Here is a 22,374-nt window from a genome sequence, read left to right on the forward strand (position 1 = left end):
CGCTCAAACTATATTACAGGAAGACAGAATGAAAAGCAAGCCTTGTGAGTCAATTATTTTTCCGCCGGCCCGGTGTCTGCATCGGTGTACATCGCCTGTACCAGGGCATCGCTGACCCGCTGGGCAACTAGGGCCTTGGTGGCTAAGTGCACAAGTTCGCGGACGGCCGGCGATGCGGATTGAGCCGTTGGTGTGGTGAGCGGCACAGCCGCGTCAGTTTCTGCCGCAGCCTGAGCGTTGTATGCCCGTACCCATAAATCATAAGCTTCTTCCCAGGACAGCTCAGCAGTCAAAGTGGTTAGATAGTGATGGACGACATCCAGTGAATAGAGTGTTTTGAGCAGCGTCACCAGGATGATCTGGGCTAACTGAGTGCGGCCGTACCGTTTCTTGTCGGGCCGGGAAACCAAGCCTTGCTTGACGTAGCTGTTCACCATGGACTTGGTGACTTCCGTCCCGGTGACCATCATGGTGTAACGATTTGTTTCGCTGATCACTTGGTCCATGTATAGACCGATGTCGCTGAGATCAGCAAACAACGGCAACTGATGCCGCCGAAACCGCTGAATCCATGTTTTGAAAGCCTCAGTGAACGTGCAGATCGCTTCCCTTCTTACTATCCGTCATTATATCATAGAAGAAAAGGGGTACAAATTCAGTAAAAGCGCTTGCAAGCAAATCGATTGTACCCTATAATTTGTACTGACAAGTTGACACAATGGGAGAAATCGTTATGGAGAAAAAATACGAGATCGTTACCGCGACCATTCGGGAGTGGATCACGGGTGGACGATACCAGATCGAAGATAAACTACCAACAGAATCTGAATTAATGAGTCAATTCCAAGTAAGCCGGCACACGGTCCGCAAGTCGCTATCTGACTTGGAAGTGCAGGGCTTTATCTACCGTATTCAAGGCGGCGGGTCTTTCGTCGCGGATTACAAACACAACGCGAACCGCAGCGAGGCCCACACCAAGACGGTGGCGGTCTTGACCACCCACATCACGGACTACATTTTCCCGGCCATCATCTCGGGTATTGAAAGTCAGCTGTCGGCAAATGCTATTTCCATGCTGCTGTCCAGCACGCAAAACGACGAAACGCTAGAGCGGAAGAATCTGGAGAAATTCCTGGATGACGATATTCAAGGGGTGATCGTGGAACCGACGAAGAGTGCCTTTACGATTCAGAATGAGGCGTTCTACAAGCGGTTTACCGATGCCCATATTCCTATCCTGACCATCGATGCTAAATCGAATAACGAGACCATTCCGTATTTCATTATGGATGATTTCAAGGGCGGCGTGATGGCTGCCCAGGCATTGATCGACGCCGGTCACGAGCATATTCTCGGGGTCTTCAAGTCCGATGATCAGCAGGGCATTTTGCGGATGAACGGTTTCAGCGAAGCGTTGCAGAAGAGTCAGGGCAGTATTCGCGGCGAGGTGCTGCTGTATCAATCCGAAACCGGCGAAGCCAAGCTGAAACAGCAGATCACCCATATCTTGCAGGAGACCGATCCGCCCACCGGGATCGTCGGCTACAATGACCAGATTGCGCTGGTAGCGTACAACGCCGCCCGCGCTGCAGGCTTGCAGGTGCCCGATGACGTCTCGCTGGTCGGCTTCGATAATTCCCTGTTGGCATCGCGGTTGGGCATCCGCTTGACCAGCATCAACCATCCGAAGTCTCGGATGGGCCAGGATGCGGCCGAGTTGATGATCAAAATGCTGCAGGATCCGTTACATGATTTCAGCGAGGAGGCTAAAATCTATCCGCCAGAAATGGTCACCGGCGACTCGGTGCGGCCAGTGCTGGGGGCACATGATCAGGCATCAGGCGAATAGATTGGCAGGGCTGGCTAATGGCTGGCCCTTTTTCTTTGGCCTTAAGTTATCCAAATAGGTAATCTCAAATACAATCATTAGCCATTTACCCCTTGAAATGGCTTACACCGTTCGTTACCATATGGATTGTAATCAAATTGTTCGGACAACTTTTCGGGAGGAAATTGTGACGACAGAGAAGCAGCCGATCGTGGCCCAGCGGGCTGACCCGTTTGTTTACCACCAGTCCGGACGAACAGCAGGACATTCTGGTCTATCATGCCCGGCCATACGATAATGCCCATTTGCAGGGCGGCTTTCTGGGCAATCCAGATCGGCATGCGTACACCCAATCATTTATCTGGAACAGCGACGGCTTCCCTGTGTTTGGTACTCCGGGGGACAATTAGAAAGGATTGCATACATTATGGGAACAGTTTATATCGACGATCATCGGCCGCTGGGCCGCATTAATAAGGATATTTATGGTCAATTTTCTGAACATCTGGGCCGCTGTATTTATGGCGGCCTGTGGGTCGGGCCGGATTCGGACATCCCGAACACCAATGGGTTGCGCAATGATGTGGTCACCGCGTTGAAGGATATTCAGGTACCCGTCCTGCGCTGGCCGGGCGGCTGTTTCGCCGATGAATACCACTGGCAGGACGGCATCGGCTCGAATAGTCAGCGCAAGACGATGGTCAACAATAACTGGGGCGGGGTGACAGAAAATAATCACTTCGGCACCCACGAGTACTTCGAACTGCTCCAGCAAATCGGCGCAGCGGCGTATATCAACGGCAATGTCGGCAGCGGCACGGTGCAGGAGATGCAGGAATGGATCGAGTACATGACCATGAACGGTACCTCGCCGATGGCCGATTTGCGGGCGAAAAATGGCCACCCAGACCCTTGGCCGGTGAAATACTTCGGCGTTGGCAACGAAAGCTGGGGCTGCGGCGGCAACATGCGGCCGGAATACTATGCAGACTTGTATCGCCGCTACCAGACCTTTGTCCGGAATTATGATCCGGCGCACCCGCTGACGAAGATCGCCTGCGGCCCCAGCAACGATGATTATCACTGGACCGATGAAGTGATGAAAATCGCCGGCCACTACTTGGACGGCATCAGCCTGCATCATTACGCCCTGCCCTCAATCACCTGGAGCGGGAAGAAAGGCGCAGCGCTGAGTTTCCCGGAGCAGGAATGGGTGTCACTGATGCAGAGTGCCAATGAAATGGAAGAACTGATTACCCGGCACAGTGCCATCATGGACAAGTATGATCCGGACAAAAAGAAGAGTCTGGTCGTAGACGAGTGGGGCAGCTGGTATGACGTGGAACCGGGGACGAATCCGGGCTTCCTGTATCAGCAGAATACCATTCGCGACGCGTGTGTGGCGGCGTTGACGCTGCACATTTTCCAGCACCACGTGGACCGCGTGCATTTAGCCAATATCGCCCAGATGGTCAACGTGTTGCAGGCGATGATCCTGACGGACGGCGCCAAGATGATCAAGACGCCGACGTATTACGTCTTCAAGATGTTTTTGGATCACCAGGACGCCACGGCGTTGAATACCCAAGATGACCTGCCAGATACGGTGACCACCTCAGTATCAAAAACGGATAAAGGGTATCTGCTGTCCCTGGTGAATTACGGTTTAACCGCGGCAGAAGAGGTGCGGTACGCATTCCAGACCCACACCGTGACCGCGGCCCAGGGGGAAATCCTGCACAGCAGTACCATGGATGCCCATAATGACTTCGAGGCACCGGATGTAGTCCAGCCGGAAGCGATGACGGCGGGGCTGACCCATGATGCCCATCAGGTGACGGTAACGATCCCGCCGATGAGTGTCGTGACGGTCCATGTCCAATAGAGTGCCCTGCTGGACTTGCGGAGATTTGGTCCAGACCGATCCGAATCAAGTCGCGGAAACCATTGCGGACCAATTAGCCCTGGAAGTGGGTAATATTGTGCCCGCAGCGGTGCGGGATGCCCGGCTGGCCGTGTGTACGCAATGCCCCTTTTTCCAAAACGGCACCTGCACCCAGTGCGGCTGCTATGTCCGCTTTCGCGCTAGTTTAAAGAACAAACACTGTCCTCTGAATCATTGGTTTGACGATAAGTAGCATCTAAATGACTGAAAACGTACCGACTTACGGAATCGTCTTCGTCGTTTCGAGAGGAGAAAAATAATCATGGCAGAAAAAGCCTTCCGATCCTGGGCGCCCACCGCGCCTATGGGTTGGAACAGTTGGGACTGCTTCGGTGCATCTGTCACCGAAGCCGAAGTGAAAGCCAACGCCGATTATCTGGCCAACCATTTGAAACAGTCCGGCTACGAGTATGTCGTCGTGGATATCCAATGGTACGAACCCCACGCCGATTCGTCGGTCTATCATGCGTTTGCCGATTTGGCGATGGACGATCGGGGCCGCTTGGTCCCGGCTGCCAACCGCTTCCCGTCCGCGGCCAATGGTCAAGGGTTTGGTCCCTTGGCGCAATACGTGCATGACTTGGGTCTGAAATTCGGCATCCATATCATGCGCGGCATTCCCCGCCAGGCTGTGGCCCAAAACGTGACTACCGCTGGCGGCTACCATGCCCGGGACATTGCGGCCAATAATATTTGTCCCTGGAACTCGGATATGTACGGACTGGACATGACCAAACCGGGCGCTCAAGAGTACTACGATTCCTTGCTAGCGTTGTACGCCAGCTGGGGCGTGGACTTTATCAAGTGCGACGATATCGCCGAGTCGACCCTGTACGGTATGCATCGGGCTGAGATTCACGCGTTGCGTCAGGCCATTGACAAGACTGGCCGGGAGATCGTCCTGAGCCTGTCGCCTGGTCCGGCGAATATCAATTATGGGTACTTCTTGCAGGAAAATGCCAACATGTGGCGGCTGACCGATGACTTCTGGGATACGTGGCGCCAGTTGAAGGGCATGTTCCCAGTGGCCGCCAAGTGGGCGCCCATGGTCCGCCCGGGCACCTGGCCTGATCCGGATATGCTGCCGCTGGGGGCGATCCGCCAGCGCAGTGTCGACGGTGGGACCAAGCTGCCCCACACCCGCTTCACGACGGATGAGCAGAAGACCATGCTGACGCTGTGGGCACTGTTGCGAGCGCCATTCTTCTTGGGCGGCGATTTGCCCCAGACTGGCGATGAGCTGGCCTTGATCACAAATCAGGCTGTCTTGACGATGCGCCAGGAAATCACTGACGCCCATGAAGAGCAGGCGACAGATACGATCATATCGTGGCAGGCCCAAAGTGCGGCGCACCGTTACTTTGCCTTCTTCAATATCAGTGATGAAGACCAGCAGGTGAGCGCACCGACTGAGCAATGCACTGAATTGTGGCAGGGAACGCGGCTTGATCCGTCCCAGGACGTGACCGTCCCGGCCCATGGTGTGGTGTTATTGCGCGCGTAATCTGCACCAAATAAAATTGAGCGGTTCAAACTCTCGGTACCCCAAGAGTTTGAACCGCTTTTTCAATAAGAATTAATCTTGCCGCGCCCGCTTCAACACTTTAACGTCCTGACCCCGCGTTTCGATCACCAAATCGAAACCGGGGTCATTGTCGATTTCCCCTAAATTGACCCGGGTCACGTTATCCGTATGGCTCAGGCCCACCAGGCGCTGAGACACAATGGTGCGGAAGGTGTCGACGTCCTGATAATGGGTTTTGATCATTTCCCCCGCTTTGGCCAGCGTATAGCCGTCGTCGATGAAATTCTTGATGATGATGATTTTCGTCAGGGTTTTCAGGCTATAACGTTTATTGCCGCCTTCTTCATGGCGGATGGGGTGGATCAGCCCCTTTTTCTCCCAATACCGAATCTGGGTCGTGGTGGCGCCGGTAATCCGGCTCGTTTCACCAATCCCCATCGAGATATTCAGGCTCTTGAGCTTCATAATCACATTATCCAATGACTTGCGCCACCTTTCACGTTCTGTCTTCTATTATGAATGTGACATTTAGTCTTGTCAATATCACAAAATGTGGTAAAGTAGTCGTACAACATTTTTTCTGAAAAAGGTGGCTTGGAGTGTGCAAGTAAAAGATAACAATGGCCGCCCCGTCAACGTCGCGATGCTCGTCGTGACGTTGATCACGGGTGTGTTCATTACGGTATTAAACCAAACAATTTTGGCGACGGCCTTTCCAACTTTAATGAAGGCCTTCGATATTTCCACCGCCACCGTCCAATGGCTGACGACCGGATTTCTGATGGTGAACGGGATCATGATCCCGGTTTCTGCCTACTTAAGTGCTAAAGTACCAACAAAATGGCTGTACATTGCGGCGATGAGTATGTTCGAATTGGGCACGGTCATTGCCTTTATGGCCAACAGTTTCCCGATGCTATTGATTGGCCGGCTGGTGCAGGCCCTGGGCGTCGGCGTGACGATGCCGTTGCTGCAAAACATCATGCTGTCAATTTTCCCCATGGAAAAACGCGGTACCGCCATGGGCTTAGCTGGGATCGCCATCGGGGTGGCGCCGGCGATTGGCCCGACCTTGTCTGGATTTGTCATTGACAATTTCGGCTGGCGGACACTGTTCGGGATGATCATCCCGGTCGCGGCGCTGGTGCTCATTGCATCGTTCTTCTTTATGCGCGATGTGCTGCCGAATACGAATCCATCCATTGATGTCCTATCGCTGATCGAATCCACGATTGGGTTTGGCGCCTTGCTCTACGGTTTTTCTGAAGTGGGTAACAAGGGCTGGGGTGATCCCATCGTTCTCGGCAGCATTGCCCTGGGCGCGATCGTAATTGCGCTGTTCTCCATGCGGCAATTACACCTCAAGAACCCCTTCGTCCAGATTCGGGTCTTTACTAACCGCACCTTCACGTTATCCACGATTCTGGGGTCCATTGCCAACATGGCCATGGTGGGGGCTGAAATGGTCATTCCCTTGTACTTGCAGATCATCCATGGCAAATCTGCGTTGGAATCCGGCCTGACCCTGTTACCGGGGGCGCTGTTGATTGCTTTGATGAGCCCGGTCACTGGCGCGGTCTTTGATCGCATCGGTGCCCGCCGCTTGGCGCAACTGGGGCTGTTCCTGCTGGCCATTGCCACCGTCCCCTATGCCTTTATCACGGCGACAACACCGTCCATCTACATTACGGTACTTTACGCCGTACGAATGTTTGGAGTTTCCATGGTCATGATGCCGTTGACGACTAACGGCATGAACGCCTTGAGCGGTGAAATGATTCGCCACGGCACGGCCGTGAACAACACCGTGCGGCAGGTGGCGACCTCGATGACCACGGCGATCATGGTCTCTGTCTTGACCAACGTCACCAACAGTGCCAAACCAGCGGCGAGCCTTTTGAAGTTAGACCCGCTGGCCTACAAGCATGATTTCTTCAATGCCACCTTGTCCGGCTATCACGCGGCGTTCTGGATCGCCACCGGCTTCAGTGCCGTGGGCTTCATCCTGGCTTTCTTCTTGAATAAGAAGGAACATTCCAAGGATGTGGACGTCGCCGAGCTGGCTGATGCAGATAGAAAGGAGGCGGCAGAATGATTCTCTGGATTCTTGGGATTGGCGTTCTGGCGCTTTACTTGAGCTTCATTATGATGAAGAAAAGCGCGCTGCGCAGTATCTTCATCGCCGTCTTCGGCATTGTCATGCTGGGCGCACTGCTGCTCATTACGCTGAATGATCGTAGTCACTTTGGCATGACGCAAAAAACAACGACGACCACGCAAACGATCACGTCGGCGTCACCGAGCAAACAGCTGCCGCTTCTGCTCTATCAAAATGTCGGCACGAACGGCAAACGGCAGGTCTATATTTATAAACACGACAATAAAACGACTCACACCACAGCGGATTATGCGGTGGTGAACCGCGTGCAGCAGAGCAGTTCTGCTGCGGCTCAGGTGACAAAAAAGCGGACCGAGTGGCGATATAGTTCTAACTTTTACAGTGTGCTCTTCGGAAATGAAAATGACGGTCTATTCGTTAAACAGACAAACACGTTCACCATTCCGAAGACTTGGACGACGTTGACCACGGCCCAGGCCAAAGCTTTGGCCAAGCGGCTGAAAGGCTTGCAAAAGCCTACCGCGGCACAAAAGGCCCAGATGCAGCAGGCCATTGCCGCCCAGGTCGCCGCGGCCCGGGCGAAGAACCCGACGATGACGGCAGCCCAGCAGGCGCAATTGGTTGAACAATTGACTGCAAAGATGCAGCAGCAGGCGGTTCAAGACGCTATTGCGGCGGTAAAAAAATAAGATAGGACCATTAAAAAATCAGGCACTCGTCCCTCTTGAGGCGGTGCCTGATTTTTTAATGACTAGATGACCGGTGTGGCCTGGGTTCAACGGGGCTAGCCGGTAATGGGTGGTCCTGGACCCACCAAGCCAGGAGACTGCTCACACCCAACATGATCAGCAGAACTAGCACTGGTGTGCGATTCAAGAAGCGTTCAACACTTGTATAGGCATGCGAAAGAGTAATGACGAGTGCGTTTGTACGGAATGAGGTGCCAATTAATTGGATTGTTAAGAAACCCAAAAAGACATAATACAACCGGTGTCGTACTGCGTGGGGCCACTGGACGATCCACAAAGTCAATAAGGATGCGGCCCAATAGAAGCCCAAATGAATCAGCCAATAAGCTGCCCCTAGCAAGGGCAATGGCCACGCGGCAGTAACCGTGTCGGTATAGAAGCGATACATTAATGTTGTTTCGACGATGTCCAAAGTGGCTGACCACAAGGCACCGCCTAAGGCCAATTGCCCCATTAAACGCCAACGATCTTGATCGCTCACGCCAGCTTGCTGCAAGTCTTGATGAATTTGGCTGCTGGCAATTACCGCCGTGAGAATGAGCAACCACAATACATTGGCAAACGGACTCGTTTGACCGAAAGTGATCTGACGGACGTACTCTCGCAGTGTTTGGCCTTGCTCAGCCGCGGCGCTATACAAGGCCGCCACAGAGAAACCAGTGAGCGCCAGGGTTGCCAGCATGAATATCACGATGCTCCAGTGGTGCTTGTGCCAAATAACCCGCCAACCGATACGCATAGAAATCACTCCGTTCTGCTTGTTATCAGAATAACGCCCAGTACAGATGAATACCATAGCCATCTAGCCGGCAACTTTTCTGCCAGCATTAACAAAGTGCGAAATGTTGATTCAGACTGGTCACATTGGTTTTGATACTTTATGGAATAGCCGATCTTGCTTGACCGGTAAGGGATGCGCTTGAATCCGCCAAGAAAGAACAGCGATTGCGCTGAATTCAACGATTAGGACTAGGATGGGGGTTCGATTCAAAAAAGTGGTGACCTGATAACGAATCATATTCGTTGCTGGGAAGAAACTGATCAGTAAAAGCACCGTGATCCAACCGATCAGGCAGTAGGCTAAATACTGTATCCAGCGTTCAGGCCATTGTACTGCCCGTAGGCAGAGCAGTGCGGCCAGCCAGTAATAGCCGAAGTGAATCAGCCAAGCGGTCACGCCCAACAGCGGCAAAGGCCAAGGAGCAGTGACGGTATCGGTATAATACAAATAGGTGAGGGTCCGGTCGGCAATCGCCAATGTGGCAGACCAAACGGCCAACGCAGCCGCAAACACGCTCATCAAGCGCCAGCGCTGCTGATCAGTTAGACCGATTGCACTGAGCTCTTTTTGCAGTGCACTGGCATCGCCGCCCATGAACACAATCAACAAAATCAGCCACCACACTGCACTGAACGGACTCGTACCGCTGCTGCTGATATGTTTAACAAATTCCGGCAGAGATTCCTTGCCGGCCCAACTGTACATTGACGCAATCTGAATCATTGTCAGTAAGAGTGTCCCAACCAAAAACACAAACAGCCCCCGGTGGTGCTTGTGCCAAATAACTGCCCAACCGCGTGCCATGATCGTCGCCTCCATTTTGCCTTCATTATACAAAGCGCTTACAGCCAATGCTATTAAAAGCGCTTGTCAGCATACCGGCGCAAAAGTTGCGCCGGGCAGTTAAATCTGGCACAATCGGGTGACACAAGAGGATGATATGGAGGATATTATGCGGAACGTGGGTAAGCTTTTCGTACTGGATTGGAAGCGGATCGGCAAAACGCCGCTCGCCGCGCTGCTGATTGCCGCGCTGGTGGTGATTCCCAGTCTCTATTGCTGGATGAACGTGTGGGCGTTGTGGGATCCCTACAGCAATACCCAGGATTTGACCGTGGCGGTGTACTCCGCCGATCAGCCCGCGACCTTTCAGGGGAAAAAGGTCGCCATTGGCGATGAATTATTGAGCCAGCTGAAGAAAAACAAGAAACTGGGCTGGCGTTTCGTTAAGTCCAAACGGGCGGTCCAAGACGGGGTACGCAGCGGCGAATATTACGCCGGGGTGGTCGTGCCCAAGACCTTTTCAGCGGACTTGCTGACGTTTGTGCAGGGCAAGATCCATAAACCGCAGTTGGAATATTACGTCAACGAAAAGATCAATGCGATTGCCCCCAAGATTACCGGCACGGGGGCGGCGACTTTGCAGAGTACGATTTCTGACCAGTTTGTCACCACTGTGGCGGAAGCGGTAGGCACAGGCTTCAATAAGGCCGGCATCACACTGGGGGACAATTTGCCCCTGATTCGCCGGTTCAGCAGTTTGGTGACCACGACCAATGATCAATTGCCGACGATTGAAAAATATTTGACCGAGGTCGGTGCGCTGCAAAATAAGATGCCTGAGATTCGCCAGAAGCTGCAAGCCGCCAATGATATGGCCGGTTATTTACCGGAGATCAACCAAATGGCACAAAAGCTCACGGCAGCCAATGGTTACTTGCCCCTGGTGGCCGATGCGGGCAGTTTAGCCACGCAGGTCCAGGGCAAATTACCTGAGGTCCAGCAAGCCGGCGATCAGCTGAATACGGTGGTGACCCACTTCAGTGATCTATCGGCAGCGGTGAAAAAGGCCGCCACTGTTACCAGCAATGGTCTGACGGTCATCAATCAAGTTGATGGCACCTTGCCCGCCCTGAATGAGTTTGGCAAGAATGCTCAAGCAGCCATTGCGACAACCAAAGATGAGGTGCTGCCGAAAGTGACGACCGCCTTGGGTATTGTGCAAAATGCTGCCGATTCGGGGCTGACTTTGATTGCGGCTGCCAATACCGCGCTGAGCGCTGATTTAACGACGCTGCAAAATCAACTGCAAAGTCTGGATAGCAGCAGCGATACGGCTGCGGTGAAACAGGCGATGGCGGTTCAGTTGACGGCATTAGCGGAGCGGCAGGAAAAGACCGCCGCGAATGCGACCAGTTTGGCCGATACTCTAACCCGGTTGGAAACCAGTTATAACCAGTTGACGGGCCGAGAGGAGCACCCCTTGGCGGCGGCCATTACCCAACTCAGAACAGTGGCCGCTCTGGCGACCAAGATTCAGCATGATGCCGCTGATTTGAGTGCCGCCCTGCCGAGTATGGACACGGCGGCGATTCAACAGCGGTTGGCTGCGCTGACTGGAACGGCGAGCCAGTTTGCCCAGGCTGCCCAAGACTTGCAGGCCAGCGATCTGAGCAGCAGCGTACAAAAACTGATCACAGCCTTCAGCAACCAATTGGCCGCCGCCGGGACGACGCTGACGACGATCAATAATCAGGTTCTGCCGGCCATGCCGGCACTGCTGCAAGGAACAAAATCGCTGCTTACCCAGGCCAATGAATTTTTGACAAAAATGCAAACCCAGCTGCCGGCCCTGCAAAAAGAATTGACGGATGCCAATTCTTTGCTGAATGGGCACATGCAGCTGATCAAGAGCGGCATCACGACGGCCGCCGATTTGTACCGCAATGACTTCCCGGCGCTGAAGACCAAGCTGATGCGTGCCACTGATTTCATCAATAATGATTTGCCGGGTGTGGAAAATGAATTGACCAATACGCTGACCCTGGCCAATACCAAAATGCCGGTCCTGCAAAGCGGCTTGAATGACGCCCAAACACTGATCACCAATGACTGGCCGACGCTGAAGGAAGCCATTCAAAAGGGCGCGGCCGCTATTCAAAAGGGAGAGAAATCCGTTGATCTCAGTCAGCTGCTGAAGCTGCTCAGCCGTGATGCCGCCAAGGAAGCCAATTTCTTGGCCACGCCGGTGACTTTGACCCAGCATACGATGTACCCCATTCCCACCTACGGCTCACAAAGCGCGCCATTCTATCTGGCCCTGTGTATTTGGGTCGGGGCTTTGCTGCTGGGCGCACTGCTCAAGATGGAATACAATCTGCCCCCGGAACTGGCCGGCGTTACCGTGAAACAGCAATACCTCGCCCGCTGGCTGACGTTCGCCGGGTTGGGCATGCTCCAAGGACTGATCGCGGCGCTGGGCAATCTGTTTTTGATCCATACTTACGTGGTGAATAAACCCTTGTACCTGGTGTTTGCGATGTTTCTCGCGCTGGTCTTCGACTCGATCCTGTACATGCTGGTCTCCCTATTCGGCAATATCGGCAAGGGGATCGGGATCATCATTCTGGTCCTGTCCATCTCCGGTGCCGGCGGGAACTTCCCGGTCGTGCTCTCCAGCCATTTCTTCCAAGCAATCAACCCGTGGCTGCCGTTTACCTATGCCGTGAATCTGTTGCGGGAAACGGTCGGCGGGATTTACTGGTCTCACCTGTGGCTGGACGTGGCCGCCTTGACCGCGTTCGGGTTGGTGTTCTTCAGTCTGGGCATTTTGCTGAAGGAGCCGATCCGTCCATGGATCGTGAAGATGAATAAAATGGTGCACAAGTCGCAAATTATTGAGTAAGCAAACAGGTGCTGCCTCCCAATGTCGGAGACAGCGCCCAGGCCAGGGAGAAGGCGGCTAAGTCTTGTTTTTCTTGACCGTGCAGATTGGTCATCCAACTGCCCAGAGCTAATGCACTGACGCGCAGCCCTTGTTTGCCTAAATGTCGATATTCCATGAGTGATAACCGGCCTTCCGTAATTTGTTACCGCTTAAGCGTAAGGGTGATCATACCGGAAGGCAATAACGCACTTTAAAGTAACCGCTCCGAGCGAGCGCTGCCTGCTAAAATCCAGCATTGACAGTAACCGTTCCCATACCCTATTGTTACCGCAACAAGGGAATGTGGAGGATAGTTATGACGTCATTTAAAGTACGCAGTTTTGTCTTGATCCTGCTGGCGTTCGTCCTGGGGTGCAGCGAGTTCATCATCGTGGGTGTGTTGGACGACATCAGTACGGAGCTGCATGTCGGGGTCTCGACGGTGGGTTATCTGGTGACGATTTTCGCGCTAGTTTATGCGGTCAGCACGCCGTTTGTCACGTCGGCGGTGGGTCAGCATACCCTGTATCGGTTTATGCTGTTTTTGATGGGGATCTTCATCATCGGCAACGTGCTCAGTGCGGTGGCGTTCACGTACCCCGTGTTGGTCGTGTCCCGAATCATCACCGCCATCGTGTCTGGGCCGCTGATTTCCATCGCATTGACGTTTGCTAATTACATTGCGCCAATAAGTAAGAAAGCCTGGCTGATTTCCTGGGTCTTCTCTGGATTCAGTATTGCCTCGGTCTTCGGCGTGCCGCTGGGTACCTGGATCGCAACGGCGGCCGGGTGGCGGATGTCCTTTGCGGCAATTGTTGTCGTCAGCGTGCTCACGATGGCGCTGATTGCTTTCTCCCTGCCGCGGGATCTGCGCCAGCGGCGGCGGACGCAAGCAGCCGGGCAGGGGCAAAGTGCCGATGGCGTCATGGCCCTCTTCAAGGATCGGCGGATCCAAATTGGTATGCTGATGCCGATGGTCAGCATTGCCGGGGTCTATGTGGTATACACTTATCTGCGGCCGCTGCTGTCCCGCAACCTGGGCTTCACAACTAATGTCGTCACGATCCTGCTGTTCATCTTTGGGGTGATGTCCCTGATCAGCAACCAGCTCAGCGGCCGGCTGGCTGACAATGACGGCCTGCTGAAGATGCCAAAGATTTTCGGCGCCGAATTGGTGTTGATGCTGCTGATGCCGCTGGCGTTGACGAACCGGGTGACCGGTTTGATCGCGCTGATGCTCATGGGCGTCGTGATGTATCTGATCAATTCACCGATTCAGATGCATTTTCTGGGCGTGGCCGAACGGGATTATCCCCAAGCCATTGTCATGGCGTCGTCTCTGAATTCCATCTTTGCCAACTTCGGCATTGCCCTGGGCAGTGCCACGGGTGGGTTGATCGTGGACCATTTGAGCATGCGGGTCACTGGGTTTGGCGGGGCGGTGTATATCTTGGCCGCACTGCTGCTGGTAATTTGGTTGAATCGGGTGAATAAGCAAGCGGCGGAGGCGGTGCCAGTAAAGCAGGTGCCGACTGGGGCAGCCGCTAAAGTGCAGAAGGGTTAGAAAAAGGAACAGCCGTTATCCTGGACGTTGAGCAAGCGTCTACGGTAACGGCTGTTTTAGGATTTCGGTTTTGCCGGTGCTGAATCGTCGTCATGATAATTTAGGACTTGTTGCAAGTGGTCGTCGATTTGGTCGTGTACCAAGGCTTTACGCAGATTCTTTCGTATCCGGGAAAGGTCTTTTGGTGGCAATAAATCAATCAAATGAGCGAGTTCATCGGGATCCAGATTGAAACTCATAGTAAGGGCAACTCCTTAAGACGATGTTACAGCAAGAGGTAGGGCAAAACAGGCTAAGGCCGCGCGGACTTCTTATTTGGTGCAGAGTCGGTATCTGGGCTTTTTGAAGTGCCGTACCATTTCTTCTGATTCTCGTCGAATTTTTTAGCAACCGCCAAATCATGACGTAATTCTTGTCGGATTTGCTCGCGTTCTTCGTCGCTTAGCCCATCTAGCCATTTCTGAAATGTGGCGGAATCGGGTAATTTATAACTCACGATGGGGAACCTCTTTCATCAACCGAAAAGGGCTTATTATTTCCAAATTATAGCATGGCAGACGGTCCTTGAACTGTACGAAAGCTCGGATAATCAAGTACAATGAGGCTATCTGATATTGACGGGTGATAACATGCATGCACTTTCAATCAAACAGCCCTATGCTTGGCAGATTCTAACCGGCGATAAACCATACGAATATCGAACGTGGTTGCCGGGCACAGTGCAGCAGTTTCTATTGGTCAGTTCCAGTCAGCCATCAGCGATGGACTTCGGCTGGGGCTTGGCCAATGGCTATGCGCTAGCGGTGGTGGATATCACCGGCACACCGCAATTGGAAGACGATGGCAGCTATGCTTGGCCGGTCAAAGTGCATGCGGCGGTGACTCCTTTTCCGGTGAAAGGCAAACTGCATTTTTACGAGGTCGCAGACGCTCAAATCCACCAGCACCCGGAATGGGCAGCAGATCTCTGGCAGTATCAGCGCGGCGCATCAGTCAGCGAGAACTCGGCGTTCTATCGCGACTACTTGGCCCCGCTGGCGGCTATTGGGTTCAGCCAGATGCCGCTGAAGTACCAGAAAATCTACAATACGACCCGGAGTTGGGAAAAAGTCGGGGCGGTGTGGGCGCAAGCCAAACGGCAATAGCTGTACCGCCAGAGAAGGGAGCCAGGCCGATGAAACGACTGCACGATTTCTAAGTACCAAGAAAGGGTGCTTAGAATGAGTCGAAGTTACAAACATTTTCCCTGTGTGAAAGATTTTAACCGTGGAATGAAGGCCGCCACGAATCGGCGGCTGCGGCGCGAGCTGAAGTGCGGCGTGTTCGATGAGGTCATGGCCGGCAAGAGCAATGCCTATCGGCGGCTGTTTGAGAGTTGGGATATTTCCGACTATGCGTTTCGGAGCAGTGCGCAAGAGGCACTGCAACAGACCCGTGATGTGTATCGGTGGACTACTGTTTACAGTACTACCGTAGTGGATATTAAGGATCGAACAACTTGGATTGAAAGTGAGAAACAGCTTTGGATGCCAGTGATCGTACCTGTGAGTTTTCGGGAAACGGACCAGGTGCCGGCCAATTGGCATCCCCGACACCCCAGTGCACGGGCTTGGCGGTTGAATCAGAATGTTTGGCAATATGTGCGGGACTATTTACGCAAATAGTATAGTGTAGAACCAGCAAAGCGGCCCAAATCATTCACGATTTGGGCCGCTTTGCTGTTCATCTGGGTTTTATCTTTTTACACCGACGGCCTTCTTGAACAGAAAATTACAGCAATCTGGAGTCGTTTAGCCAATATCAAATTGCTCGGATAAGACATGATACTTGCTAATAGTGATTGCAACCGGATTCACGATGTGCTAGTCTATTGCTGGAGTTAGTACGAATAAACAACCAACCCATCATTCAACCTTGGAGGTCATTCTATGACGGTTACTTATCACGTTGCCAAAACTGGCGCAGGTACCAATCCCGGCAGTGCCGCCGCCCCATTTCTCACCATTCAGCAAGCAGCAGACATCGCGGTGGCTGGCGATACCGTGCTGGTCCATGCCGGTACTTACCGCGAGTGGGTCAAGCCGCGGCACAGCGGTCTGAATCAAAACGAGCGCATCACATACGCCGCCGCCCCAGACGAACACGTCACGATCAAAGGCTCAGAAGTGGTTAGAGGCTGGCAAAAACAAGCCGGCGCAGTCTGGGCCGTGACGGTACCTAATACGTTTTTTGGGGACTATAATCCCTTTGCTCACGCCGTTGACGGCGATTGGCTGGTGTACCCAGAGGACTGGTCGGCCCACGAGGGAGACGTCTACCTGAACGGCCATTCGCTATTTGAGGCGCATTCTTTAGACGAAGTGGCGCATCCGCAACGCCGAGAAAAGAACCCGTTCCATCTTTATTGGGGTTTGGACGAGAAAATTCTAGATGCGGATGGCACCGTGTTTGTTTGGTATGCTCAAGTTGATAATGAGACGACGACGATTTACGCCAACTTTGGCCCGGCTGATCCCAATCAAGAAATTGTGGAGATCAATGTCCGCCGGTCCTGCTTCACGCCGGAGGCGATTGGCCGCAATTACATCACGGTCCGCGGTTTTGAGATTTGTCAGGCAGCAACGCCCTGGGCACCGCCGACAGCTGACCAATTGGGGATCATCGGGCCCCACTGGAACAAGGGCTGGATCATTGAAGATAATGACATCCATGATAGCAAGTGTTCCGGTATCAGTCTGGGCAAAGAAGCCAGTACCGGCGACAACGACTTCACCAAAACCCGGCGCAAACCGGGCTATCAGTACCAGATGGAAGCCGTCTTCAAAGGCTTAGCGGCCGGGTGGGATAAGGCCCGCGTGGGGTCCCACATCGTGCGCCATAACCACATCCATGATTGCGGCCAGACTGGCATTGTCGGCCACATGGGCTGTGCCTTCTCGGATATTTACGGCAACGACATTGCCCGCATCGCGATGAAGCGGGAATTCTGGGGCCATGAGATCGGCGGCATCAAGTTCCATGCTGCCTTGGATGTTCAGATCCACGACAATCATATCCATGAGTGTACGCTGGGCACTTGGCTAGACTGGCAGACCCAGGGCACGCGGGTGGCGCGCAACGTATACGACCACAACGACCGGGACCTCATGGTGGAAGTCAGCCATGGGCCTTACCTGGTCGACAACAATATCTTTGCGTCGGGGTACAACTTCGACAACATGTCCGAGGGTGGGGCCTACGTCAACAATCTCTGCTGCGGCGCAATTGGTCTCAACAAAGTGCTGGACCGGGCGACCCCGTATCATTTTGCCCACACCACTGAAGTGTTAGGCACCCAGCCGATTTATGGCGGGGACGACCGCTGGTATCAGAATGTTTTCGCGGGCAGAAATGACGACCGGTTATACGGCACCGCTGGCTATAACGGCCACCCCACGTCTCTGGCAGCATTTATTCAGGCGTACGAGGCGAAAGGCGGCGACGTTGAGACCTATGCGCAACTGGCGCAGCCAGTCTACATTGATGCCAATGTGTATCTGCATGGGGCTAAGGGCTACGATGAAGAGCAGCACAGCGTGAGCGATGCGGTTGATCCCCAGATCAAAATCAGCGAGGAAGCAGACGGCTTGTATCTGACCATCACGCTGCCGGCCAATTTCACCCAGGTGCCCACCCAGCAACTGGATACTGCCGCACTGGGCGTGCCCCGAGTTGTGGAGGAACCGTTTGAGCATCCAGACGGCACACCGCTGACAATTGACCGTGATCTGACCGGTGCGGCGCTGTCCGGCAAGCCGATTCCGGGTCCTATCCAGGCTTTGCAAGCGGGTCCTAACCATATCAAGGTCATGGCCAGAAACTAGGCCATCGCGGGGCATTGGGTCAATCCCGGTGCCTCTTTCTTTAATCATCTCTTGTACCAAAGTACCACTTGCAGTAAAATATCCTTCATGTCAAATTTGTGCGGTCAAAAATACTGATGAAAATGCATGTAAGCGGTTGACTTGTCCGGTCAAATAATTTAAACTTTGCATTGTAAATACGAATTAACCAACTAAGTTTAGCGGAGCCGAGTGCCAATGCATCCTCTGCCATGAAGGAGTGTCAATCAATGTTGTTAACAGTACCCAATTACAAATTCTGGTTCATCGTCGGGAGCCAAGCCCTGTATGGTGAAGACGACTTGAAGTCTGTCCGTAAGGATACCGAGGTCATCATCGAGGCCTTGAACGATAGCGGCAAGCTGCCTTATCCGATTGAATTCAAGGAAGTCGCCATTGACGCCGAGACCATCACTTCTGCGATGAAGGAAGCCAACTACCGCGACGACGTGGCCGGGGTCATCACTTGGATGCACACATTCTCACCGGCCAAGAACTGGATCCGAGGCACGAAGTTATTGCAAAAGCCGCTGCTGCACCTGGCGACGCAATTCCGGGAAGATATTCCTTGGGATACCATCGATATGGACTATATGAACTTGAACCAGTCCGCCCATGGCGACCGGGAATACGGCTTTATCAATGCCCGCCTGCGCAAGCATAACAAGGTCGTTTACGGCTACTGGAAGAACCCGGAAGTCCAACAAGAGATTGCGGACTGGATGGACGTTGCCGTTGGTTACAACGAAAGTTTCAAGATCAAGATTGCCCGCTTTGGCGATAACATGCGGAACGTCGCCGTGACTGAAGGCGACAAGGTTGAAGCCCAGATCCAATTTGGCTGGACCGTTGACTACTGGCCAGTTGGCGACTTGGTTGAAGAAATCAACAAGGTTTCTGAAGCCGACATTGATAAAGAATACGCTGACTTGGAGAAGAAGTACGATTTGGTGCCGAGTGCCGGCGACAATGATCCGGAATTCTTCAAGGATCATGTCCGTTATCAATTGAAAGAAAAGATTGGAATCGAACGCTTCTTGGATGCCCGCGGCTGCACGGGGTTCACCACGAACTTCGAGGATCTGCACGGCTTGAAGCAATTACCGGGGTTGGCTGTGCAATTGCTTCAAATTGAAGGCTATGGGTTTGGTGCTGAAGGGGATTGGAAGTCTGCGGCATTCGGCCGGTTGTTGAAGATCATTGCCCACAACAAGCAGACTGCCTTCATGGAAGATTACACCTTGGATCTGCGCCCGGGCCACAATGTTATCTTGGGCTCGCACATGCTGGAAGTTGACCCGACTTTGGCCAGCACCAAGCCGCGGGTTGAAGTACATCCTTTGGGTATTGGCGACAAGGAAGACCCGGCCCGCTTAGTATTCGACGGTTCTGAAGGCGACGCGGTGGACGTGACCATTTCTGACTTCGGTGACGAATATCGGATGATCATGTACGCGGTTGACGCCAAGAAACCGAACGTTCCGGCACCCCATCTGCCGGTTGCCCGTCAGCTCTGGGTACCGAAGGCCGGTCTTAAGGAAGGCGCGACCCAATGGATCCAAGACGGCGGCGGTCACCACACGATCCTGACCTTAGCCTTGAGCACCACGCAATTGGCTGACCTGGCCACGATGTTTGGTTTGAAGTATTCTGATATTAAGTAGTTGCGCCGACAATAATCCGCAGTTGCGGGAATAATTGCGCCATCTAAACCGGCCGATAATCCACCCGTATGGATTGTCGGCTGGTTTTTTCTTAAATTGAGCAAAGGAGCATTTTTAAAATGAGTAGTGAAACGATCAAGCAAGAGATTCAGGCCGGGCAGACAGTCTTAGGCATTGAGCTGGGCTCGACCCGGATCAAGGCGGTCCTGATCGACTCCCACTTTGAGACGATCGCCGCGGGCAGCTTCACCTGGGAGAATAAGTTCGTGGACGGGATCTGGACCTATCCGTTGAAGGAAGTTTGGCAGGGGCTGCAATCCGCTTATACCGAATTGACCAACAAGATTCGCGCTGAGTACGGTGTTTCCGTCACCCAGATCGGGGCCATCGGGGTCAGCGCCATGATGCACGGCTATCTGGCTTTCGACAAAAACGGCCAGCAACTGGTACCGTTCCGCACCTGGCGCAACAACATTACCGGCGAAGCGGCGGATCAGCTGACAAAGCTGTTCAACTTCAACATTCCCGAGCGCTGGAGCATTGCCCACCTGTATCAGGCCATTTTGAACCAAGAAAAGCACGTGGATCAATTGGACTTCATGACCACGCTGGCTGGTTACGTCACCTGGCAATTATCTGGAGAAAAAGTCATCGGCATCGGCGACGCCTCTGGCATGTTCCCAATCGACGAACAGACCCATGATTACAACGCCAAGATGATCACCCAATTTGAAAGCTATACCGGCGTGCTAGGCCATAATATCAAGATTCGTCACCTGTTCCCGAAGGTCCTGCTGGCCGGTGACCGGGCGGGGATGCTGACGGCTGCCGGTGCTAAGCTGCTGGATGCCACCGGTACCTTGCAAGAGGGGGCGTTGATGGTGCCGCCGGAAGGCGATGCCGGAACCGGCATGACGGCGACTAACGCCGTGCGCAAGCGGACCGGGAATATTTCTGCCGGGACGTCCGCTTTTGCCATGGTCGTATTGGACAAACCATTGAGCCAAGTGCACCGGGATATTGACATCGTCACGACACCGGATGGTGCGCCGGTGGCGATGGTGCATACCAACAACTGTACATCGGACATCAATGCCTGGATGGGGCTTTTCGCTGAGTTTGCTAAAGCGACTGGCCAGCATTTGAGCGCCGATGAGCTGTACAAGACCCTCTTTAACGAATCTACTAAGGGTGATCCGGACTGCGGCGGCGTGTTGAACTTCAGCAACGTCTCGGGTGAAAATATCACCAATATCCAAGAGGGCCGGCCGCTGTTCGTGCGCACGCCGAACTCCAACTTCACCCTGGCCAACTTCATTAAAGCCCAACTGTATTCGGCTTTTGCCCCGCTGAAGATTGGGATGGATATCCTGACGAAGAAGGAACACATCCACACGGACGCGATGATCGCCCAGGGCGGCATCTTCCGGACCCCGAAGATTGCCCAGCAAGTCTTGGCCGATGCGTTGGACATTCCGATTACCCTGATGGCGAATGCCGGCGAAGGCGGCCCGTGGGGCATGGCGGTGCTGGCCCTTTATGGCCTAAACAACGCCGACCACGAGTCGTTGGCTGATTACTTGGATCACCAGGTCTTCGCTCAGCCGGAGAGCACGACGCTGGATCCGGTGGCGGCTAATGTGCAAGGCTTCGACGACTATATTGCCGTCTACCAGAAGGCGCTGCCGGTGGCGGTGGCCGCGGGGGACGACATCCAGGATTACCAGCCGAGCAAGCAGGTGACAGAATGACCGACACCGACGGCGGTTACTTGTTCGTTCATTTCACCGGTACGGAACACCACGCCAGTGATGAACAAATCTATTTTGCGCTAAGTCCCGACGGCTTGCACTGGCATGATTTGCACCAGCAGCAGCCCGTCCTGACCTCTGACGTCGGTGAGATCAGTTGATGTGGCAAGGCTTGTCGTATTTTATTTTTGCCCTCAGCTATGTTGTCACTAATTCACTGTTCGCCTATTATTTCCAATACGTTTTAGACCGCACCGATAAATTCTATATGGTAGGCATTATCACCACCGTCTTGGGCATTATCTCTGTCGTTCTCTTCCCCAGCATTGAATTGGCCGTCAAGCGGCGGGCAATTTATGTTGGCGGGATCTGCTTAATGCTGATCGGCTACGTGACCTTCCTACTAGCAGGAAGCAATCTGTTCCTGGTGTATATCGCGGTGGGTGTTTTCTTCTTCCCGTATCCGATGATTTTCTTGGCCGCATTAATGACGATCACGGACAGTGTGGAGTATGGCCAATGGAAAAATGGAACGCGCAATGAATCCGTGACACTGTCCGTCCGGCCGCTGATCGATAAGCTGGCCGGGGCACTGGCCAACGGGATGGTGATCCTGGCGGCCGTCAATTCCGGGATGGTCGGGAAGGCCAAACCCAGCAATATTCACCCGGACCAGCTGCTGAAGTTCAAAGGGTTCATGTTCTTTGCCCCGATGATCCTGTTGGTGCTGGCGGCGTTCATTTACTTAGCGAAGGTCAAGCTGACGGAGAAGAAGCACCAGGAAATCGTCAATGAGTTGCAAGCGAAGCTGAGTGCGGAGCAAAATAACTAGTCAGAAAAATACCCCAGCCCACTCTCGGA

General features: G+C 53.5%; 22 protein-coding genes and 1 pseudogene. 16 read left to right on the forward strand and 7 right to left on the reverse strand.

The window, feature by feature from the left end:
- Positions 1 to 53: 53 nt before the first annotated feature.
- Positions 54 to 545, reverse strand: a complete 492-nt coding sequence (locus H627_RS19005; RefSeq protein ID WP_051225108.1) for a DUF1836 domain-containing protein — start codon at positions 543 to 545, stop codon at positions 54 to 56.
- A gap of 188 nt (positions 546 to 733) precedes the next feature.
- On the opposite strand from H627_RS19005, the gene H627_RS0102375 reads away from it, so the two are divergent.
- From H627_RS0102375 to H627_RS0102395, 5 genes are all read left to right on the forward strand, one after another.
- Entirely contained in the window at positions 734 to 1,849 is a 1,116-nt protein-coding gene (locus H627_RS0102375) for a GntR family transcriptional regulator (RefSeq protein WP_027827634.1), read from the forward strand.
- 212 nt (positions 1,850 to 2,061) lie between these two features.
- Positions 2,062 to 2,238, forward strand: coding sequence for a hypothetical protein (locus H627_RS19920; RefSeq protein WP_155827887.1), 177 nt, complete (start codon positions 2,062 to 2,064; stop codon positions 2,236 to 2,238).
- Positions 2,239 to 2,255: 17 nt separating this feature from the next.
- Positions 2,256 to 3,713, forward strand: a complete 1,458-nt coding sequence (locus H627_RS0102385) for an alpha-N-arabinofuranosidase (RefSeq protein ID WP_035439827.1) — start codon at positions 2,256 to 2,258, stop codon at positions 3,711 to 3,713.
- Between the two features lie 25 nt (positions 3,714 to 3,738).
- Entirely contained in the window at positions 3,739 to 3,966 is a 228-nt protein-coding gene (locus H627_RS0102390) for a DUF6171 family protein (RefSeq protein ID WP_027827636.1), read from the forward strand.
- A gap of 69 nt (positions 3,967 to 4,035) precedes the next feature.
- Positions 4,036 to 5,277, forward strand: a complete 1,242-nt coding sequence (locus tag H627_RS0102395) for a glycoside hydrolase family 27 protein (protein WP_027827637.1) — start codon at positions 4,036 to 4,038, stop codon at positions 5,275 to 5,277.
- Positions 5,278 to 5,349: 72 nt separating this feature from the next.
- Here the strand turns inward: H627_RS0102395 and H627_RS16665 are convergent, their stop codons facing one another.
- A complete protein-coding gene (locus H627_RS16665; protein WP_226999230.1) occupies positions 5,350 to 5,769 on the reverse strand; it encodes a MerR family transcriptional regulator in 420 nt (139 codons plus the stop codon).
- Between the two features lie 130 nt (positions 5,770 to 5,899).
- Between H627_RS16665 and H627_RS0102405 the strand changes: the two genes are divergently transcribed.
- Both H627_RS0102405 and H627_RS0102410 read left to right on the forward strand, forming a co-directional pair.
- Positions 5,900 to 7,393: an MDR family MFS transporter gene (locus H627_RS0102405; protein WP_027827638.1), complete on the forward strand. Its 1,494-nt coding sequence runs from the start codon at positions 5,900 to 5,902 to the stop codon at positions 7,391 to 7,393.
- Positions 7,390 to 8,106 (forward strand): DUF4811 domain-containing protein, encoded by a 717-nt coding sequence (locus H627_RS0102410; RefSeq protein ID WP_027827639.1) that lies wholly within the window; start codon positions 7,390 to 7,392, stop codon positions 8,104 to 8,106. The genes H627_RS0102405 and H627_RS0102410 overlap by 4 nt, the downstream gene beginning before the upstream one ends.
- Positions 8,107 to 8,161: 55 nt before the next feature.
- Here H627_RS0102410 and H627_RS0102415 read toward each other — a convergent pair whose 3' ends face one another.
- Together H627_RS0102415 and H627_RS0102420 are read right to left on the reverse strand one after the other, a co-directional pair.
- A complete protein-coding gene (locus H627_RS0102415) occupies positions 8,162 to 8,905 on the reverse strand; it encodes a hypothetical protein (protein WP_146994810.1) in 744 nt (247 codons plus the stop codon).
- 120 nt (positions 8,906 to 9,025) lie between these two features.
- A complete protein-coding gene (locus H627_RS0102420) occupies positions 9,026 to 9,751 on the reverse strand; it encodes a hypothetical protein (protein WP_027827641.1) in 726 nt (241 codons plus the stop codon).
- A gap of 148 nt (positions 9,752 to 9,899) precedes the next feature.
- Between H627_RS0102420 and H627_RS0102425 the strand changes: the two genes are divergently transcribed.
- The gene (locus H627_RS0102425) at positions 9,900 to 12,632 is read left to right on the forward strand and encodes a YhgE/Pip domain-containing protein (RefSeq protein WP_027827642.1); all 2,733 of its coding nucleotides are present in this window, start codon (positions 9,900 to 9,902) and stop codon (positions 12,630 to 12,632) included.
- On the opposite strand, the gene H627_RS19925 is transcribed toward H627_RS0102425, so the two are convergent.
- Positions 12,622 to 12,789 carry a hypothetical protein gene (locus H627_RS19925; protein ID WP_226999190.1) on the reverse strand — a complete coding sequence of 56 codons (168 nt, stop codon included), beginning with the start codon at positions 12,787 to 12,789 and terminating at the stop codon, positions 12,622 to 12,624. The two genes, H627_RS0102425 and H627_RS19925, sit on opposite strands and share 11 nt — an antisense overlap.
- Positions 12,790 to 12,969: 180 nt before the next feature.
- Here H627_RS19925 and H627_RS16670 point away from each other — a divergent pair, with 180 nt between their 5' ends.
- A complete protein-coding gene (locus H627_RS16670) occupies positions 12,970 to 14,217 on the forward strand; it encodes an MFS transporter (protein ID WP_051225109.1) in 1,248 nt (415 codons plus the stop codon).
- 56 nt (positions 14,218 to 14,273) lie between these two features.
- Here H627_RS16670 and H627_RS0102440 read toward each other — a convergent pair whose 3' ends face one another.
- Both H627_RS0102440 and H627_RS0102445 read right to left on the reverse strand, forming a co-directional pair.
- Positions 14,274 to 14,456, reverse strand: coding sequence for a hypothetical protein (locus H627_RS0102440; RefSeq protein ID WP_027827643.1), 183 nt, complete (start codon positions 14,454 to 14,456; stop codon positions 14,274 to 14,276).
- A gap of 53 nt (positions 14,457 to 14,509) precedes the next feature.
- On the reverse strand, positions 14,510 to 14,713 hold the full coding sequence (locus tag H627_RS0102445) for a hypothetical protein (protein ID WP_027827644.1): 204 nt from the start codon (positions 14,711 to 14,713) through the stop codon (positions 14,510 to 14,512).
- 133 nt (positions 14,714 to 14,846) lie between these two features.
- Between H627_RS0102445 and H627_RS16675 the strand changes: the two genes are divergently transcribed.
- The 7 genes and pseudogenes from H627_RS16675 to H627_RS16685 all read left to right on the forward strand — a co-directional run.
- On the forward strand, positions 14,847 to 15,362 hold the full coding sequence (locus tag H627_RS16675; protein WP_027827645.1) for an ASCH domain-containing protein: 516 nt from the start codon (positions 14,847 to 14,849) through the stop codon (positions 15,360 to 15,362).
- A gap of 75 nt (positions 15,363 to 15,437) precedes the next feature.
- Positions 15,438 to 15,881, forward strand: a complete 444-nt coding sequence (locus H627_RS16680; RefSeq protein ID WP_152319361.1) for a hypothetical protein — start codon at positions 15,438 to 15,440, stop codon at positions 15,879 to 15,881.
- A gap of 264 nt (positions 15,882 to 16,145) precedes the next feature.
- Entirely contained in the window at positions 16,146 to 18,080 is a 1,935-nt protein-coding gene (locus H627_RS0102460) for a right-handed parallel beta-helix repeat-containing protein (RefSeq protein WP_027827646.1), read from the forward strand.
- 251 nt (positions 18,081 to 18,331) lie between these two features.
- The gene (gene araA / locus H627_RS0102465) at positions 18,332 to 19,762 is read left to right on the forward strand and encodes an L-arabinose isomerase (RefSeq protein WP_027827647.1); all 1,431 of its coding nucleotides are present in this window, start codon (positions 18,332 to 18,334) and stop codon (positions 19,760 to 19,762) included.
- A gap of 119 nt (positions 19,763 to 19,881) precedes the next feature.
- The gene (locus tag H627_RS0102470) at positions 19,882 to 21,513 is read left to right on the forward strand and encodes a xylulokinase (protein ID WP_027827648.1); all 1,632 of its coding nucleotides are present in this window, start codon (positions 19,882 to 19,884) and stop codon (positions 21,511 to 21,513) included.
- Positions 21,510 to 21,674, forward strand: a complete 165-nt coding sequence (locus H627_RS19930) for a hypothetical protein (RefSeq protein ID WP_226999189.1) — start codon at positions 21,510 to 21,512, stop codon at positions 21,672 to 21,674. The genes H627_RS0102470 and H627_RS19930 overlap by 4 nt, the downstream gene beginning before the upstream one ends.
- Positions 21,665 to 22,345: pseudogene (locus tag H627_RS16685) on the forward strand (MFS transporter); the annotation flags it as partial. The gene H627_RS19930 and the pseudogene H627_RS16685, both read left to right, overlap by 10 nt.
- Between the last annotated feature and the right edge of the window lie 29 nt (positions 22,346 to 22,374).

Source organism: Schleiferilactobacillus harbinensis DSM 16991, assembly GCF_000425885.1.
Classification (GTDB): Bacteria; Bacillota; Bacilli; order Lactobacillales; family Lactobacillaceae; genus Schleiferilactobacillus; species Schleiferilactobacillus harbinensis.

Excerpts from the sequence above, each read along its gene's own strand:
- H627_RS0102375 (WP_027827634.1), top strand. The coding sequence starts at position 734 with ATGGAGAAAAAATACGAGATCGTTACCGCGACCATTCGGGAGTGGATC.
- H627_RS0102385 (WP_035439827.1), top strand. The coding sequence starts at position 2,256 with ATGGGAACAGTTTATATCGACGATCATCGGCCGCTGGGCCGCATTAAT.
- H627_RS0102395 (WP_027827637.1), top strand. The coding sequence starts at position 4,036 with ATGGCAGAAAAAGCCTTCCGATCCTGGGCGCCCACCGCGCCTATGGGT.
- H627_RS0102410 (WP_027827639.1), top strand. The coding sequence starts at position 7,390 with ATGATTCTCTGGATTCTTGGGATTGGCGTTCTGGCGCTTTACTTGAGC.
- H627_RS0102415 (WP_146994810.1), bottom strand. The coding sequence starts at position 8,905 with ATGCGTATCGGTTGGCGGGTTATTTGGCACAAGCACCACTGGAGCATC.
- H627_RS0102420 (WP_027827641.1), bottom strand. The coding sequence starts at position 9,751 with ATGGCACGCGGTTGGGCAGTTATTTGGCACAAGCACCACCGGGGGCTG.
- H627_RS0102425 (WP_027827642.1), top strand. The coding sequence starts at position 9,900 with ATGCGGAACGTGGGTAAGCTTTTCGTACTGGATTGGAAGCGGATCGGC.
- H627_RS19925 (WP_226999190.1), bottom strand. The coding sequence starts at position 12,789 with ATGGAATATCGACATTTAGGCAAACAAGGGCTGCGCGTCAGTGCATTA.
- H627_RS16670 (WP_051225109.1), top strand. The coding sequence starts at position 12,970 with ATGACGTCATTTAAAGTACGCAGTTTTGTCTTGATCCTGCTGGCGTTC.
- H627_RS0102440 (WP_027827643.1), bottom strand. The coding sequence starts at position 14,456 with ATGAGTTTCAATCTGGATCCCGATGAACTCGCTCATTTGATTGATTTA.
- H627_RS16675 (WP_027827645.1), top strand. The coding sequence starts at position 14,847 with ATGCATGCACTTTCAATCAAACAGCCCTATGCTTGGCAGATTCTAACC.
- H627_RS16680 (WP_152319361.1), top strand. The coding sequence starts at position 15,438 with ATGAGTCGAAGTTACAAACATTTTCCCTGTGTGAAAGATTTTAACCGT.
- H627_RS0102460 (WP_027827646.1), top strand. The coding sequence starts at position 16,146 with ATGACGGTTACTTATCACGTTGCCAAAACTGGCGCAGGTACCAATCCC.
- H627_RS0102470 (WP_027827648.1), top strand. The coding sequence starts at position 19,882 with ATGAGTAGTGAAACGATCAAGCAAGAGATTCAGGCCGGGCAGACAGTC.
- H627_RS19930 (WP_226999189.1), top strand. The coding sequence starts at position 21,510 with ATGACCGACACCGACGGCGGTTACTTGTTCGTTCATTTCACCGGTACG.